Annotated in this window: 14 protein-coding genes; 1 reads left to right on the forward strand and 13 read right to left on the reverse strand. The window is 38.6% G+C overall.

What is annotated here, in order from left to right; translation table 11 throughout:
• Nucleotides 1-5 precede the first annotated feature (5 nt).
• Entirely contained in the window at nucleotides 6-758 is a 753-nt protein-coding gene (locus C8268_RS02765; protein WP_106766269.1) for an ABC transporter permease, read from the forward strand.
• Between the two features lie 65 nt (nucleotides 759-823).
• Here C8268_RS02765 and C8268_RS22865 read toward each other — a convergent pair whose 3' ends face one another.
• From C8268_RS22865 to C8268_RS02830, 13 genes are all read right to left on the reverse strand, one after another.
• Nucleotides 824-1000, reverse strand: a complete 177-nt coding sequence (locus C8268_RS22865) for an FDLD family class I lanthipeptide (RefSeq protein ID WP_199794800.1) — start codon at nucleotides 998-1000, stop codon at nucleotides 824-826.
• 92 nt (nucleotides 1001-1092) lie between these two features.
• Nucleotides 1093-2457 carry a lanthionine synthetase C family protein gene (locus tag C8268_RS02770; RefSeq protein WP_106766270.1) on the reverse strand — a complete coding sequence of 455 codons (1365 nt, stop codon included), beginning with the start codon at nucleotides 2455-2457 and terminating at the stop codon, nucleotides 1093-1095.
• Nucleotides 2454-4298 carry an ABC transporter ATP-binding protein gene (locus C8268_RS02775; RefSeq protein ID WP_106766271.1) on the reverse strand — a complete coding sequence of 615 codons (1845 nt, stop codon included), beginning with the start codon at nucleotides 4296-4298 and terminating at the stop codon, nucleotides 2454-2456. The genes C8268_RS02770 and C8268_RS02775 overlap by 4 nt, the downstream gene beginning before the upstream one ends.
• On the reverse strand, nucleotides 4295-7519 hold the full coding sequence (locus C8268_RS02780; protein WP_106766272.1) for a lantibiotic dehydratase: 3225 nt from the start codon (nucleotides 7517-7519) through the stop codon (nucleotides 4295-4297). The genes C8268_RS02775 and C8268_RS02780 overlap by 4 nt, the downstream gene beginning before the upstream one ends.
• Before the next feature lie 241 nt (nucleotides 7520-7760).
• A complete protein-coding gene (locus C8268_RS02785) occupies nucleotides 7761-8630 on the reverse strand; it encodes a S66 peptidase family protein (protein WP_106766273.1) in 870 nt (289 codons plus the stop codon).
• A 239-nt stretch (nucleotides 8631-8869) separates the two neighbouring features.
• Nucleotides 8870-9439: a hypothetical protein gene (locus C8268_RS02790; RefSeq protein WP_106766274.1), complete on the reverse strand. Its 570-nt coding sequence runs from the start codon at nucleotides 9437-9439 to the stop codon at nucleotides 8870-8872.
• A gap of 45 nt (nucleotides 9440-9484) precedes the next feature.
• Nucleotides 9485-10165, reverse strand: a complete 681-nt coding sequence (locus C8268_RS02795) for a class I SAM-dependent methyltransferase (RefSeq protein WP_199794801.1) — start codon at nucleotides 10163-10165, stop codon at nucleotides 9485-9487.
• A 282-nt stretch (nucleotides 10166-10447) separates the two neighbouring features.
• Nucleotides 10448-11392: a hypothetical protein gene (locus C8268_RS02805; RefSeq protein WP_106766276.1), complete on the reverse strand. Its 945-nt coding sequence runs from the start codon at nucleotides 11390-11392 to the stop codon at nucleotides 10448-10450.
• Between the two features lie 229 nt (nucleotides 11393-11621).
• A complete protein-coding gene (locus tag C8268_RS02810) occupies nucleotides 11622-12200 on the reverse strand; it encodes a hypothetical protein (RefSeq protein WP_106766277.1) in 579 nt (192 codons plus the stop codon).
• 138 nt (nucleotides 12201-12338) lie between these two features.
• Nucleotides 12339-12488 (reverse strand): hypothetical protein, encoded by a 150-nt coding sequence (locus C8268_RS22870; protein ID WP_199794802.1) that lies wholly within the window; start codon nucleotides 12486-12488, stop codon nucleotides 12339-12341.
• 379 nt (nucleotides 12489-12867) lie between these two features.
• A complete protein-coding gene (locus C8268_RS02815; protein WP_106766278.1) occupies nucleotides 12868-13377 on the reverse strand; it encodes a DNA topology modulation protein in 510 nt (169 codons plus the stop codon).
• Between the two features lie 409 nt (nucleotides 13378-13786).
• Nucleotides 13787-14125 (reverse strand): cupin domain-containing protein, encoded by a 339-nt coding sequence (locus tag C8268_RS02825; protein WP_106766279.1) that lies wholly within the window; start codon nucleotides 14123-14125, stop codon nucleotides 13787-13789.
• A gap of 175 nt (nucleotides 14126-14300) precedes the next feature.
• Nucleotides 14301-14735 carry a GNAT family N-acetyltransferase gene (locus C8268_RS02830; protein ID WP_234032652.1) on the reverse strand — a complete coding sequence of 145 codons (435 nt, stop codon included), beginning with the start codon at nucleotides 14733-14735 and terminating at the stop codon, nucleotides 14301-14303.
• Nucleotides 14736-14800 lie beyond the last annotated feature (65 nt).

The following is a 14800-nucleotide window of genomic DNA, read 5'->3' on the forward strand; positions in this document are numbered from 1 at the left end:
GTGCAATGAGAACCATTTTATATACAGAACTTCTTAAATGTAAGCGAGCTTCTATTCTATGGGTTTTAGCAGCAGTGATTGTAATTCCTTCTCTCATCTCGTTTTTTATCGGTTTCGGTTCTTGGTATGTACTGGATTCTCCACCTCAATGGAGCGGGTTTTTAGTGTACAGCCAAGCATTAATTAATATGCTGATTGGCCCTCCTGTGTTTGCAATGCTGGCCAGTTTCCTGTTCGCGAGGGAATACCACGAGGGAACGGTTAACTCTATTTTTTTGTATCCCCGGCATCGCGCTTTGTTTTTTTTCGGTAAACTATGCATCCTGCTCCTGCTCATCGCTGCGATCATTGGGGTTACCTTCCTCATCAGCTTGGGAATTGGGTCCATATTTACAACAACGAGCTTACCCTTCGATTTATTTACCAACAAAGTACTGGAGCTTTTAAAAATTATAGGACTACAATTTCTGCTCGTTCCGATCGCTATTCTCGCAGGAGTCCTCAGCCGACAGGTCATCGCCGGGATTATCGTCGGTATTGCAGGAGTCACTTCATCGGTCATTCTGATGATTGCCGCCACTCCATTCCAATATTCCGTCTATAATCCGTATTCATTTGTCACATTTATTATCGACAGCCCGCTGGAAGGCCCGCTCATGATCCGCGGCTTTGGAACCTTACTGACCTTGTCCATTCTATGTACTGCCATCAGTTACTATCATTATGTATCCAGTGATGTGCAAGGCAGCGGCGTTTAAAAATCATATCGTCATAAAAAACAACCCCCAGGATCAGGAATTGGGGGTTGTTTTTTATTCGCTTGCTAGATATCACATTTCGGACCGTAAGTAGGACAACCTCTCCATGTAGTAAGAACACAATTATTTCCACTGCAAGAACCAGGAGTGCAAATCAGTCTGCTCTGTGCTGCTTGAACATTTACCTCATCTTTCACCGACGTTACTTGAACGTCCAAGTCAAACATGGAGTTTTTAGCCATTTTACTTACTCCTCTCAAAAATAATTTTGTAGATGATTATCTACTCTTTTATAGTAACATATAAATCTATCATTTACAATATATTACTATGTTTACTTAATAAGGAATACAGAGTCCCAATCATCTCCCGGCTCAAATACTGTATCCAGTAATGCCAGAGTGATTCCTGCCAAACCTTCCAACAGTCCTGGTTTGCTCACTTCGATAAACTTGCCATCGACAGAGACGACGTCTGTATATCCAAATGGAGCATCAGACTGATAAGATTCAAAAATAAGCTGAATAAGCCGGCCGCGTTCCCGCTGCAGATCTTTATGACCGCTCTCTCTCCACATTCGATTCGTAATCTGGAGTAATCCACTCCACCCATGGCAAAAGATTGGAGAAAAAAGATTCCATTGTTCAAGAGGTCTCTTAAAAGTAGCGAGCATGGCTGACAACGCTGTATCTTTCCATTCTGGTTGATCTAACGCAGTACCTGCCAGCCACAGCGATCTAGCGACACCGGGGGAGCCATAGCACCAGGCTTCACGGCTTTTGGGTTCTCTCAAATATGTGTTCGTTATTTGTTCTTCCCAACTTATAGAAGCAGGCCAAAATAGGCCGTATTCATCCTCGCTTGCCCATTGAATAAGCCATCCGGTAATCGTCTCGATCGCTTCTTTATGCCCCTGAACGATCACACCCTGTTCATAGGAGAGAGACAAGAAAGCCAATACTCCAGGGATTCCATGACTCAATCCACAATTAAACAGGCCATTCGGATATAACTCCCGTTCATGCTCATGGATGAGAAAACGGGAAGGAATATGCCATCCTGGAACCAACTGCCCGTTCACCGTTTTAGGCTGAGCTAAAAGTACGCAATATTCCAAAATATCTTCTACTGCCTTCCGAATGTGAGGCTGATCTATGAAATGTAACAAACAACGCCCCATGCCGCTCCATCCCTGGATCACATCATAGTGAAACATATCGCCCCCGGATGATATAGCTTCCACAGATGCATCCAGCTGCAATTTATAATGATTCGTAAACAGGTTCAGCATTTGGTCAATAAAATGAGTATATCGGGTCCGATCACGCGACAATGCTTTTGCCCCCATCAGAATCCCTGCTAACCCGCCCCATAGAGAAAGCTGCTGAATACCTTCCTCATCAATTCTCGCTTTCATGTCAAGCATATATTGGTGTCCAATCTCGTCATAGCCCCCATCCGGATCTAACCGATCCAGCTGTCCAAACAAGATACAAAGGCCCGGCAATCCATGGGAAAGGCTTAAATCATCCCAAACAGCTCCGAGCAGAGGATGCGACTCGGTTTTTTCTGCTTCCTGTAACACTATTTTTCTGACGTAATCACGGTCTCCTAATAAAGCAGCCGCTTGAAGCACCTCAGACCGTACTTTTTCCTTCAACTCACCTTCTCCTAAATCTATCAGGTCTGCTTTCATCATACTCTCACAACCTTTTCATTATCGAGATAAGCCGAAGCCTGCATCGTATACAGTTCGTGATATAAGCCCCGGAGCGCCATCAACTCATAGTGATTGCCATACTCCACAATTTTCCCTTCATCCATGACTGCAATTTTATCGGCATATCGAACAGAGGAGAAGCGATGGGAAATAAAGATTCCCATTCGGTCTTCCACTAGCTGTCTAAACATTTGGAAAACTTCATACTCCGCTTCCGGGTCCAGAAATGCACTAGGCTCATCCAAAATGTACAGATCTGCGTTTCGGATATAGGCCCTGGCTATAGCAACCCGCTGCCATTGTCCTCCGGAGAGCTGATGCCCTTCTTCAAACCACTTGCCCATCTGTGTATCCAAACCTTGAGGGAGCCGATTTATTAACGGTAAAATGCCAACTTTCCTTGCAGCCTCCATAATCTGCTGATCGTTGTCTACTTGCCGAACTTCACCGAAAGCAATGTTATGCCTCATCGGCATCTCATAATGTACAAAATCCTGAAAAACGACACCGATTTTCTGTAAAAGCTGAGAGTGATCCATATCCCTCACGGAGTGCCCATTGATCAGAATCTCTCCCTCATAATCTTGATAAAGTTGAGTTAGCAACTTCACTAAAGTTGACTTACCCGAACCATTCTTACCGACCAAAGCCAGCGTTTCCCCTTTGTTCAATTCCAGATTGACCTCGTGAACAGCATACTTTGAATTTTTCGGATATTTAAAACTGACTCCTTTAAGCTCCAACCGATTTAATTTGTCATTGTTTGCAATCTCCGGTTTTTGAGCGCCTGTTTCCTCCACCTTCAAATCCAGGAATGAAAATAACTGCTGCATATAGAGGTTGTGTTGGCAGAGTGATAGCAGATGCTGAAGTACTCCTTGAGAAGATGACTGTGTACTGCTGACAGCCTGTATCATGGCTACAAGACTGCCAATCATAATTTCCCCGGTGTACGCAGACCACAGGACGAGGAAAATGACGGAACTGATCACAGACAAATGAAACAGCTGAAAAGCACTGGACAGCGAAAACCTTCGAAACGCCAGTTTTTTATCTTCCGCAAAAAATTGCCTGTAAATAGCCTTGTAGTGACCCAGCAAGTAGTTGCCCAGATTGTACAGTTTTATTTCTTTAAAGCTGACGTCTTTCGTTAATAGAAAAGATAAATACCAGGACTCCCGCATTTTAGGTGCCCGCTTGAAATGAACGTCAAACTCTCGCTGGCCTAATTTTAAAAAAGAGACAAATGAAGATACTGGCAGCAAAATTAATAAGACCGCCACCCACCACCGCCAGACAAGCAAAATGGCCGCGGTAGAAAAAAGCGTAACCGTCCCGCTTATTAAAGAAAGAATCGTCGTAAATATTTGATAGGGACGAATATTTGCTTCGTTTTGCGCCCGCGTTAATTGATCCTGAACCTCTGCTTCCTCAAATGTAGACAGAGACAACTTGACGGATTTAGCCATAATTTTAATATTCACTTCATTGGACAGCATCGTTTCAAACAAATGGTGAAAATAGTTGTCGGTATAACCTAAAAGCTCGTTAAACAAGGTAATACCTACCATCCAAATAAATGCATGTATAATACTTTCAAAGTTGCCACTGTCCTGCGCGATAACTACACTGTTTATCAGATTTTGGGTCGCCAGAAGCAGCGCAGCCGGGATGAGTCCCTTGATCACATTTAAGATCAGAATGATAAGAAAGTAGACCTTGTGGGTTTCCCACAATATTTTGAACACACGTGGGAGCAATTTAAACGAGCGAATGATATTGATTATTTTGAAATGAAGGATCTCTTCTCTGACTGTCATGGCATCACTCCTCGGATCTGAGCCAAGTTCCGCATCGTATGTCTAGCCATAGTCAGAATTTTCATCTCTCTAACACGATCCGTTCCAACCAATCGGTTTACATGCATATGAATCATGCTTCTTACTAAGTATTGTGGATGATTCAACAAACTTCCCTGCAAGTCCATCATTTGGACCCGTTCAGCATAATCGCGTATCGAAGCGCTTCTCGCATCAAGCAGATTTGTCACTAGAGGACGGTCCGCATTCTCGGGAGCCTTGACAAGACCAGGTTCAACCCATCCTAGCAGTTTAGTCCGGTATTTCCGGTACAAATCCAAATACTCCTTATGAGACGATCCAGGAATAAGCCAGTCCATAGATCCTGAGGTCGAATAACCAAAGTTGTTTAACATATCAATAACACTGACAATGCCAAAAAAGTCATAATCCATCTCAAGAAGACCCAGCTGCTTATTCCGAATCCATTCCGTAACCATGAGACTGTCCTGACAAAATAGCCTCTCTGCCGCCGAAATGAGCGACTTACCGCCATATCTCTCAATTTCAGGATCATAACTATCAATGACCATGCGCGATAGCAAACCTTCCTGCTGTAAACCCTTCGCCCACTGATAGAGCTTCGGTATTCCTTCTTGAACTAGATTCGCAGCATCCCCGTGAAATCTAATCCGCAGATGGGCCCCTTCATCTGAATAACGGATAAAGAAAAATTGATCCGTCCACCCCTCTTGCAAAGACTCTTTAACAAAGTTGTATAGTGGATTAGCAATAAACTCTTCTTGCCGCCCACTAAAACCATACATTTTTACATACAGCCATTCACTGCCCGGAAGGTGCAAACGCTCGGCTGTTGAAATATACTCATGCTTAACCGGAGGGGAAGAATTTTGATGATGAGTAGAAGTTGAAGATCTTCTAATCAATGGAACGGCGATCTCCGTCATATATCTACCGTCCGGGCCTGTACAACAGTGTTCTTCTGAAAGCATCTCCGTTTCGGTTAGGCGGATTAACTCACCCGGCTTCAGCCGTTCATACTCCTGCCGAATTAAATCCACATGAAGAATCTGATCCAAATTTAGCAGTAGACGATGGTCTTCTTCCCTTAAAAAGACATATTGGGGGATTTTCATTTTGTTCCGAAATGCCATAAATTCTTTCATCCACGCTTCTAGCGACATGCTTTTGTCGACTTCAAGCGTACTTTGGTTTAGTCTCCATTCCGCCGGAATCAGGACGACACGGCCGACTCGAATTCGGGGGATGACCGGAAGAATATCTTTGCTGGTCCAGTGGATCGGAACCCATCTGCGCTTGCCTTCAAAAGCCATATCCGCCAGGAAGTGATATATATTCGGAGCTTTAGACCAATCGAGCATATTGTTAATATGCGGCACAATTCTCTTGCCCAACGACTTGGATTTTAAATAAAAACAATGATTATGGCATCCTACGAGAATGTCTGAAACGGGAATGGTCTGTCTCTCACTCTTAGAAGAATGCGTGCCAATCGCCAGCTCATAGAACGAAAGATTGTCGCTGATCGCTAAATTCGCAGATCGGCCGGCAGAAGGTAGATAGACAATCTCCACCCAGATTTCATCCTCACCAAGGCTTTTCTCCTCTTCATACAACTGTTTAAGCTTATCTTTAGTAGACTCGCCCATCATATGCATGAAACGCCCAAACGTCTTACCTGCTCCCAGGGAACCAGGATTAGGCGCAAGTATCAGCTGATAATCCCCCTGGTCGACGGCTGCAGCAGAGGACGCAGACAGGTTGAAATAGAGTTCCATTGAAGTAGGAAGCTCATGTTCCTGTAGCTCCCCTACCTGTAACTGTTTAATCTTCTCCTCTGTCAACTCAATCTCCATACTGTGATCCATCATCGCCTGGCGAATCCATTCTTCTATGAGAATCTCCCTCTCTTTAGGGAAAATCTCCGGTTTTTGTCCCAGTGTTCGGCTGGATGGCGGATATAAATATGTAGCCGGGGCCCCTAATCCCAAGTCAGGATCTAACAATTCCAGCAAGGGGACCTCCTGATCTTCTCCGTAGTGCTCCATAAAATCGTTCAGATAAGATTGTAGAGAAACAGTGCCTGTCATCGAAGGAGCAAGTTTCCATAGAACATCCGCCGCACGTTCAATTTCTTCCTGGATGGAACTGTGCAGGTGGAGAGGCTTGCTGGATAAGGCCAAATCCACTTGCAAGACATCTTTTGCTTCATGAATTTGTTTCATGAACTGCCGTATATTACGCAGTTGCTTCTCCCCTTCTCCGATCGGTAAGCTGTCAAAGTCCTGCAGCATTTTATAAAGCGTATTTAAGATGCTGTTCATGTCGTCTATCCTGCTGTTTTTCTGAAGTTCCTGCAAGAGGTAGGAGAAAGGCTCTGTGTTCATCAGAGGTGGTCGTAAGGAGGTCATTAAAAATTCCTGTCGAATGAGTTCTTTTAGAAATGGCTTGATGACTTCACGATCGGTTTCGGGATATTTATTGTAAACCCAATCCTGTAACTCCAAAAAGGAGAGCGGTTTCTGTGCCTTGTCTAATACATCCTCGACAACCGGGGTCAAGCGGATCGTCACGGAATCGTTCTGAAACGATTTCCCTACCTTTAAATTTTGACCAAAGCCAGTGTGGTAAGGGTTCTTTAATCGGCTGCCCGCTCTGTAAACGGAAGGATTACTCTGAACCGTAACGCCGTCGATGACCCGGTCATCTTTTTCCAGATCACTGATTACCTTCAGCAACCATTCCATATCCGGACGTGTATATTTTGTATAGCTTTCTAAAGGTTCTAAAGATAACTGGGTATGATCCTTAAAAGTGCCATAATCCAGACCTGAAAGTAATCCAAATGGCGTTGGACGGGTCGTGATGCGTATCAGGTAACGGGTTAGGCTTCGGATTCGCTGCAAACTCTTTTTATGGCTGAATGAAAAATCAAAATTATCAAGGGAAGCCAATAAACTTGGACTTGAGATCGCAATCGCTTCCCGAATTATTGGATGAAGAGCCGTATGCACTAGGTAGCTAGCATGAGCCTGATATTCATTTTGACCGTTATCCTGCCCGCCTCCTTCTGTCCCTGAGAAGACATCGTCATATACATTTAGAGGCAATAAAGGAGTACGAAACATAAAAAAATCTGCGGTTCTGAAAGAATATAATGCTTGTACTCTTTCTGGTGTCATTAAACTTGCATCTGGCATTACTACCACCCCTTCGATGAATAATAAGGACGACAAGTTGCGACAAAAAATTTACAATAAACATAGATATAAACTAAAATATGGATATATAATAACATAAAAAAGGATTTCAGTATACCAGAAATGGATTAGTTTGGATTTATTGACATATAAATTGAAACTATAAAAACCTTCTGCTTTTTAGCAAGAAGGTTCACTAGCCGATATATTCATATAGCATGCCGTCCGATTATACTTTGTATTACAAAACAATATTCTGCCCAATCATAATACATTTACTATGACTTCCATGCCCTAATTCATCGGTTTTGATGATAGGAATTCCGGTTCGTTGCGTAATCTCTTTAATATATTCTTCGACGATAGAATATTCATTATAGTTCTCTAATTCTGTAAATGATCCAAGGATCAATCCCGCACATCTATCCAGATATCCGATCTGATGCAGTTGAGTTGTTAACGAAACGATTCTGCTCGCCCGCCCACTTAAGCTCTCCAAAAATAGTATCTTACCTTCGGGGTCTGGCAAATAGTTTGTTCCCGACAATTTCAAAAAGCATCGAATGTTTCCACCAATGACTATTCCACTCATATGATTTCCGCGAACCCATTTGTATTTAAAATCGAAAAGATCGTGCTGGCCCTCGAAAAAGGTTCGGTAAAACCATTTCCTTTGTACTTCTCCATCAGAATAGACCAGATTCATTAACCGAAAGTGAAATGAAATCGAATCACTTCTTGTATACAATCCATTCAAAATAACCGACAGATCGCTAATTCCAAAAAAAGGTTTTGGATTTATTCTGATACAATCATAATCCAGGTAATCTAGGATTTGATTAGCTGAATCTCCGCCGGATATATCGAATATTGCGGATATTTCATCGTTCTTGAACAATCGGTTCAGTTCCTCCGCTCGTTCCGCTGGAGTCCCACTGAAATAGCTGGCTCTTCTCATCAAAGTACGCGCAACAATGACTTCAAGTCCAAAATGGTTTAAAGTTTGGATGAGTTCATTAATTTTGGGCAACGCCTCCTCTTTCAAACCATCCGAACAAGCTATCAGCCCTACCTTGCTGCCTTTAGTGAATTTCAAGGGTTGGTTGTTCATAAATTTTTTCCTTTCTTAGCCGATTTTTTCTGATAAATGTGCATTCATATTTTCCGAACATATCTAAACACCTTATATTTTTCTCCATTTTTGTTTGATGCCTCCACCAATAGCACCAACAACTTCTTCTTCATCTAAAGCAACAAACCAACCATCCCAACCGTCATCTTCAAATATGATCTCTCTTTCAATAATCAGTTATGATTATCTAACCTCCTATCATCATACTCATGACTTCATTATTTCAATTTCAATCCTTTTAAAAATAATTCCATGATCTCATTTGAAATATGGATTGCTTCTGCTCTGCTACTAGCTGGCACTGTTATCATTTGACCATCTTCCTCACTCCAAGATATACCCCCATTTCCTTTTATTTGATTTTGATCAGAAACTAAAATCGTCACTTTACTGAAGTCATTATTTATTACGAGTGATCCGTACTGATAAATATTAGTACTAGCTACTCCATTGTCTTCTTTTCTGTATGTAAAATACGGGTAGCTAATAGCGCCCCAGCCATCATTTGTTATTGGTATATTTAGTTTCCTCTGATCTTTTGGAACAGGTATTTCTTCACCTTCTATGTCGATCGTCCCTTCAAATCTTCTTTCACCAGAAATTTTTTTATATAACTTTCCTTCAATATTTACATTTACAAGTTTCTCTGACTCATCATGCTCAGTTCCTAATCTATATTTTATTCCTTGTGCGTTAATTTTAACTTCCTTGGGATAAAAATTGGCCACAATTACAACGGATAAAGTTGTTAGAATGATAACTGTAAACAGTAAAATCAATCTCTTCATTATGGCCTCCTTTTAGCTTTCGTTATATATTTTGTACGATCCATGTCACTCATCACTTTCAAGCAAAACTCTACTTCCATCTCTGGATATCTCTACCTCATACGGTTTTACTGTATGCTTCAATACCTTCCAGTTGTTATACATCTTCTCAAGTTTTTCATTTAAATATGTAGTCTCGAACATCAACTCGTACATTGGCTCGATATGCTCGCCAGTATCCATTCGTGTCTCTCTAACCCCTGTGCTAATAATTATGCAATTTACACCCTTTTTCTTTGTACCATAGAGCATATTTTCGATTACGTCATCAAATCTCTCCTCCGACTCCAAATGTTCAAGTGAAGAGACTGAAAAAATCAAATTAAAATAATCATTAGGAATCATATAATCTGCAATGTCTGATAACACCGGACTTATCTTAGCACTCACACCATATTTTTCACTATATTCCTCTAATTTTGTTATAGCTGATTCCAATAAATCGATGCAGACTACTTTGCCTTCTTTGTGTTTTAAAATCTCTGCTATAGGAATACTATTCCTTCCGACACCGCTCCCTAAATCTAATACATTCACTGTATCCAAGCTTTCAAAATTACACATTAAATCCATTACTGTCTTTACTGGTTTATGTAGCCATGATCCTGGTTTGAAAAGTTCAAGATTTTCGTAACAATCATCATGATATTCTTTTTCTTTTTTTCTAATCATCTGAAGACGCTTCATTTCTTCAACTCTCTTTCGAACTCTGATCGTATTGAATGTACTGCCTCAGAATTAATCCTTGAAAATTTTTGGATCTTTGAGTTCTCCATTGTATTTTATGGTTTTCATCTTCATCGATTGTAATAGTTCCTATCATAAATACAGTTTTATTTTGATTGTTTTGATAGTGCTCTAGCATAAATTTTATGATCCTTGACGTGTGTAGTTCTTCAAGTTCATCTATATGCTTCCAATTCAACTCGCCTTCATCTCAATTTACATATTCCATACCTCTTGCTGTATCTACGAGCCTACAATATTATCAGAATAATTTTCCATCCTCGATTTCTCTAAGACTAAATATTCTTTAATTGCAGTTATTAACTGAGTATCTTTAGTTAATCCAAATATCTTATAAAAGTAAATAAGTGATTTCCCTTCAGAGTTGATTAGATCCAAAAGAATTCTGGACCTAATTACTTTTTGTAGATTTACAGTTGAAGATAATTTCAAAAAAATTTTTTGCCTACCATTTAGAATTCCCAATAAGTTATTTATTGAATTTTTATTATGTCTCATACTTTCAAATATATATTCGCTGTCTTCTTTTTCCGACATTCCATATAAAGAAATTACCAATTCATATATTTCATTACTCATATCAAATTTTTCTTGGTTGAGTTCTGTTATTTGATATCTAGCATTTTTTATTGTTCTATTCTGTAAATCAATATCTCCCCATTGAAGGTTAAATAAATGCCTTTGTTCAAACAGATAGTTATATGAGAAAAGTAATATTAGTTTTAGTAGTTGTTTTTCCATTTTCTCTTGATCATTTTCTTCTAACTCTAATGCAGAACTAAAAAGAAATTTGAAGTCATTCTCAGATAAAAAGTCCATATCTTGTGGCTTTTTTTCTTTATATTTCTTCAATTCATTTTTAATTTCCAGAAAAAAACTATCACTAACTCTCTCATTATAATGGTAAAAAGATAACAGATTAGAAAGTGCATACTTTGCAGTTGCACTCTTTCTAGAAGTTAGAAATGCCTTTATATCTGATTTGTTAAAAATATCAGTATAATCTTCAACTAAAATTCTAGACTTAAGATGATCCTCTATGTACACTTCAAGATCATCATAGTACCGTTTCTTTGTATCGGTAGTATTTGCACGATCTTTAAAGTCAAGATACTTAGAGAAATCAGTTCTAATTGAGTTGAATATATAGCTTTTGAAGTTCCCCATGTTTTAGCTCCTTGTGTTTTATAATTTTACTAATGATTTCTGATAAAAATTCCTGTATTTTCTTATTTCACGAAATGACCCAGCCTCAGGATTCCTATCTTAGGCTGGGTCATTTGTTGTCAGACTCTCTTCCATAAATTAAGTATCTGACAACCAAAGGGGTGGTAGCATCCAAATGTTAAAGGGTGTAGGTCTCTTCGTTGATTTACATTCAACCTTTTTATATTTTTCATTCGTAAATGCTTACCAATCTCCGATAATATTCTTCATTTTGAACAACTTTCAAATATTCTATTTGTCTCTGCTCAACTAAAGTTTGGAGTTCAACAGCTTTATCACCAGTAGGAGGTATCTTCGAAGAAATTAGAGCTTCAATAAGTCTCGTTAAAGGTATTCCGATCGCCTGTTTAAAATTAAATCCCATAATTTGTAGAATATTAAAAGTTTCCTTTGATAATATTGGCTTGAACATTTCAATACCTTGTCTTATCTTATCAGCTTCTTCATTACTATTCTGTTGAATAAGACTTTCCAATAATGGAATGAAACTGCTTGTAATATAGCTTATGTCTTCTTCAGAAATTTTCTGTGCTATTAATTTCTCTTCATATGCTTGAGTAATTTGAATAAGTTGATTTTTATCGGAAATTAATTCATTAATTATTTCCTCTAGACTACTAATTACTTCTTCGCTATTACCTTTTTGTTTTACAGTACGTATTTTATCAAATATAGCTTCTACGCTTTTTTTTCCAATTTGACCAACTAGTTCTGAAGCCATCTTCATTGACTCCGAACCGATATCCATAACAACCCCTCCCAAAATAATTATTTGTTTTCCCAATTTCTTTAGACCGCCGATTTGTAACTATGAGCCCTAGAGTAAATTTATTAAACAATAAAAACCGTTCGCCAACGGATAATTGGGAACGGTCTTTTATGATAATTAGTTTTTACAACCGTTTTTATCACAAGTAATTCTAGAAGCTGTATTTACCCAATGACTTGAATGTTCATTGGTATTAAATCCGCAACCAGTTGTCCCACCTTTTGTCCCATTATGAACTATTCCAGTTGGAATATGTTTAACTGCCATTTTTCCACCTCCTTGAAAGAAAGACTGCGAATCTAAGAATAAATCTTATATATAATTGTAACAAATACAAAATGATAGAACAAGTGTTCTTATTCTTAGTATTTTTGAACTCTTGAAGATTTGCATAATATATTATTTTGATTATTTTGTCTTGCACGGGTTTCGCTTGACTTGTTTTGTTACTGTATCGATTCCCAATAGATAGACCGAGTAGCGACAGTGAAACGACTGTGTTATCGAGTTCCCTCTTCTTCCGTTTAGTTATAAAAATAATTAATTCTTCGTCATATCCTTAATCTTAATTTTCTAAAGCATTTTTTTACTATGACAAGCGATTTAAATCTAAAATCCCTTATAAGGATCAATTGCCGCTCTATTTTCACTTTTTTAATTGATCTATTAAGTTTGTTACTTCCCTTGGTGTTCTAAGTATGATGATCTTCTTTTCTTTTTCATATTTCTTTAATTTTTCGAGTATTCCTGGTCTTTTATGTTTTCTGAAATTCCATACCCATTTAATGAATTCCCAATCTATTTTCTCAGGGCATCCTTCATTCAAATCTGGTCTCGTTCTTCCATGGTATTTAATTCTTCTTTTAATGACTCTAAAAGTAGCTATCCACGAAGGTAAATCCAAAAAAATGATTGTATCCGCTCTCGAAATTCTAATATCTAATGTTCTATTATAGTTTCCATCAATAATCCATTCATCATTAAGAATAAGCTTTCTTTGAAATTCATCCCATTCATGATTAGGGGTTGCAACCCATCCCGGTTCCCAATAATATACATCTAAATGATACAAGGGTAATCCAAAAATTTCAGAGAGTCTACTTGATAAAGTAGATTTTCCTGACCCTGCAGATCCAATGACCATTATTCTCTTCATTCATGTTCTCCTGGTTTATTAGTGGTTAAATATTATCTTCTTAATAGAAAGTACACCAAAAAACCTTATTAGCCTGCCCTACAATTTAAGGTATCTCAGTTAAAATAATCCTAATATCAATATAACTTCTGCCAATAAATCTATCTTCATCAACATTATAGTGCTGGTAAAAAGCAACTTTATAAATTCCGTTATTCTCACGAATGCTCAATGCCCTCATTTGTCATCTGGCACACTAAAATATTTTCACTTAACATTTCATTACTAAAATGCTCTAATATCATTAACAAATGACTTGTATTCCTGAGCGTTCACTAATCCTATAAAATTTGTATCTCCGGACTTTAAACAAATATTCATAATAAGAATCCCTTTACACAATCGTCATTCATATGGGTATTGCGTAATATTAATCTACTATTATCCTGTCATTCATAGTATTCGGTTGAGATATGACTAAAAATTCTATATCTTTATCCGACTTATTGAATACTTGATGAGCTCTATACGGTTTTACTTCGATACCTTCATGTTCCTTAAGAATGTATTCCATTCCCTCCACTTCGATAGTCATTGTACCTGATAACATAAAGAAAAATTGCGTTGACCTTTTATGGAAGTGTCTTACTTCACTTGTACCTATCGGCATTCTCTCATGTATTATACTTCTTTCTTCTTCATCTATAAGCCGCCAACCGTCACATTTATCGCCCCAAATATAATGTTCTGCATTATTCCTACTAATCATCCTATCCATCCTTTTATGTATTTCGTAGATTTCATATAACGTTTCGCATTCAGACTTTAGGGTTGTCTGCTAATACGCTACCTAGAAATTTCTCTGCAGACCAAGGACCGTTAGGACCGCCGCGTGAATATAGTGTTATCCGGAATTAACGACTTCTAGAAATACTTCCAAAGATTTATTCCAAGTCCTTACTAAATACTAGCTCTTCTTCCTGAATATAACCTGCTTTTTCATATGTTTTTATAGCCTTTATATTCTTTAATCCTGTCAAGATTTTTATATTCTTTACTCCAGAACTCTTAAATATTTCTTCTAATAAGTCTATCATCATTACAGCCAAACCATTCCTTCGTGCAAATTCTTGTATGTACATTTCTGTAATTTCTGCCTGATATTCTGCATAGCAAAACGATTTATAGATCTGTCCACATGCAAATCCCACGACTTGCTTTTCCATTACAGCTACTACAATAGTTTCCCTAGCATTTAATAGATCAGTTTCCACCTCTTCTTTGCTTCGCTGAACCCCATTAAATTGGTAATTCAATTCTACCAAAGACGGTATATCCTCTTTCACGGCTACACGAACGAGTATTTTAGGCGCTGACAATGAAATGCCTCCTTAAAAGGTTTTGAGTCTTTTTTATTGTAAATTTCCGATAGTCAGGTGACACA

This window comes from Paenibacillus faecalis, from assembly GCF_900289175.1.
In the GTDB taxonomy this organism is placed as follows: Bacteria; Bacillota; Bacilli; order Paenibacillales; family Paenibacillaceae; genus Paenibacillus_AQ; species Paenibacillus_AQ faecalis.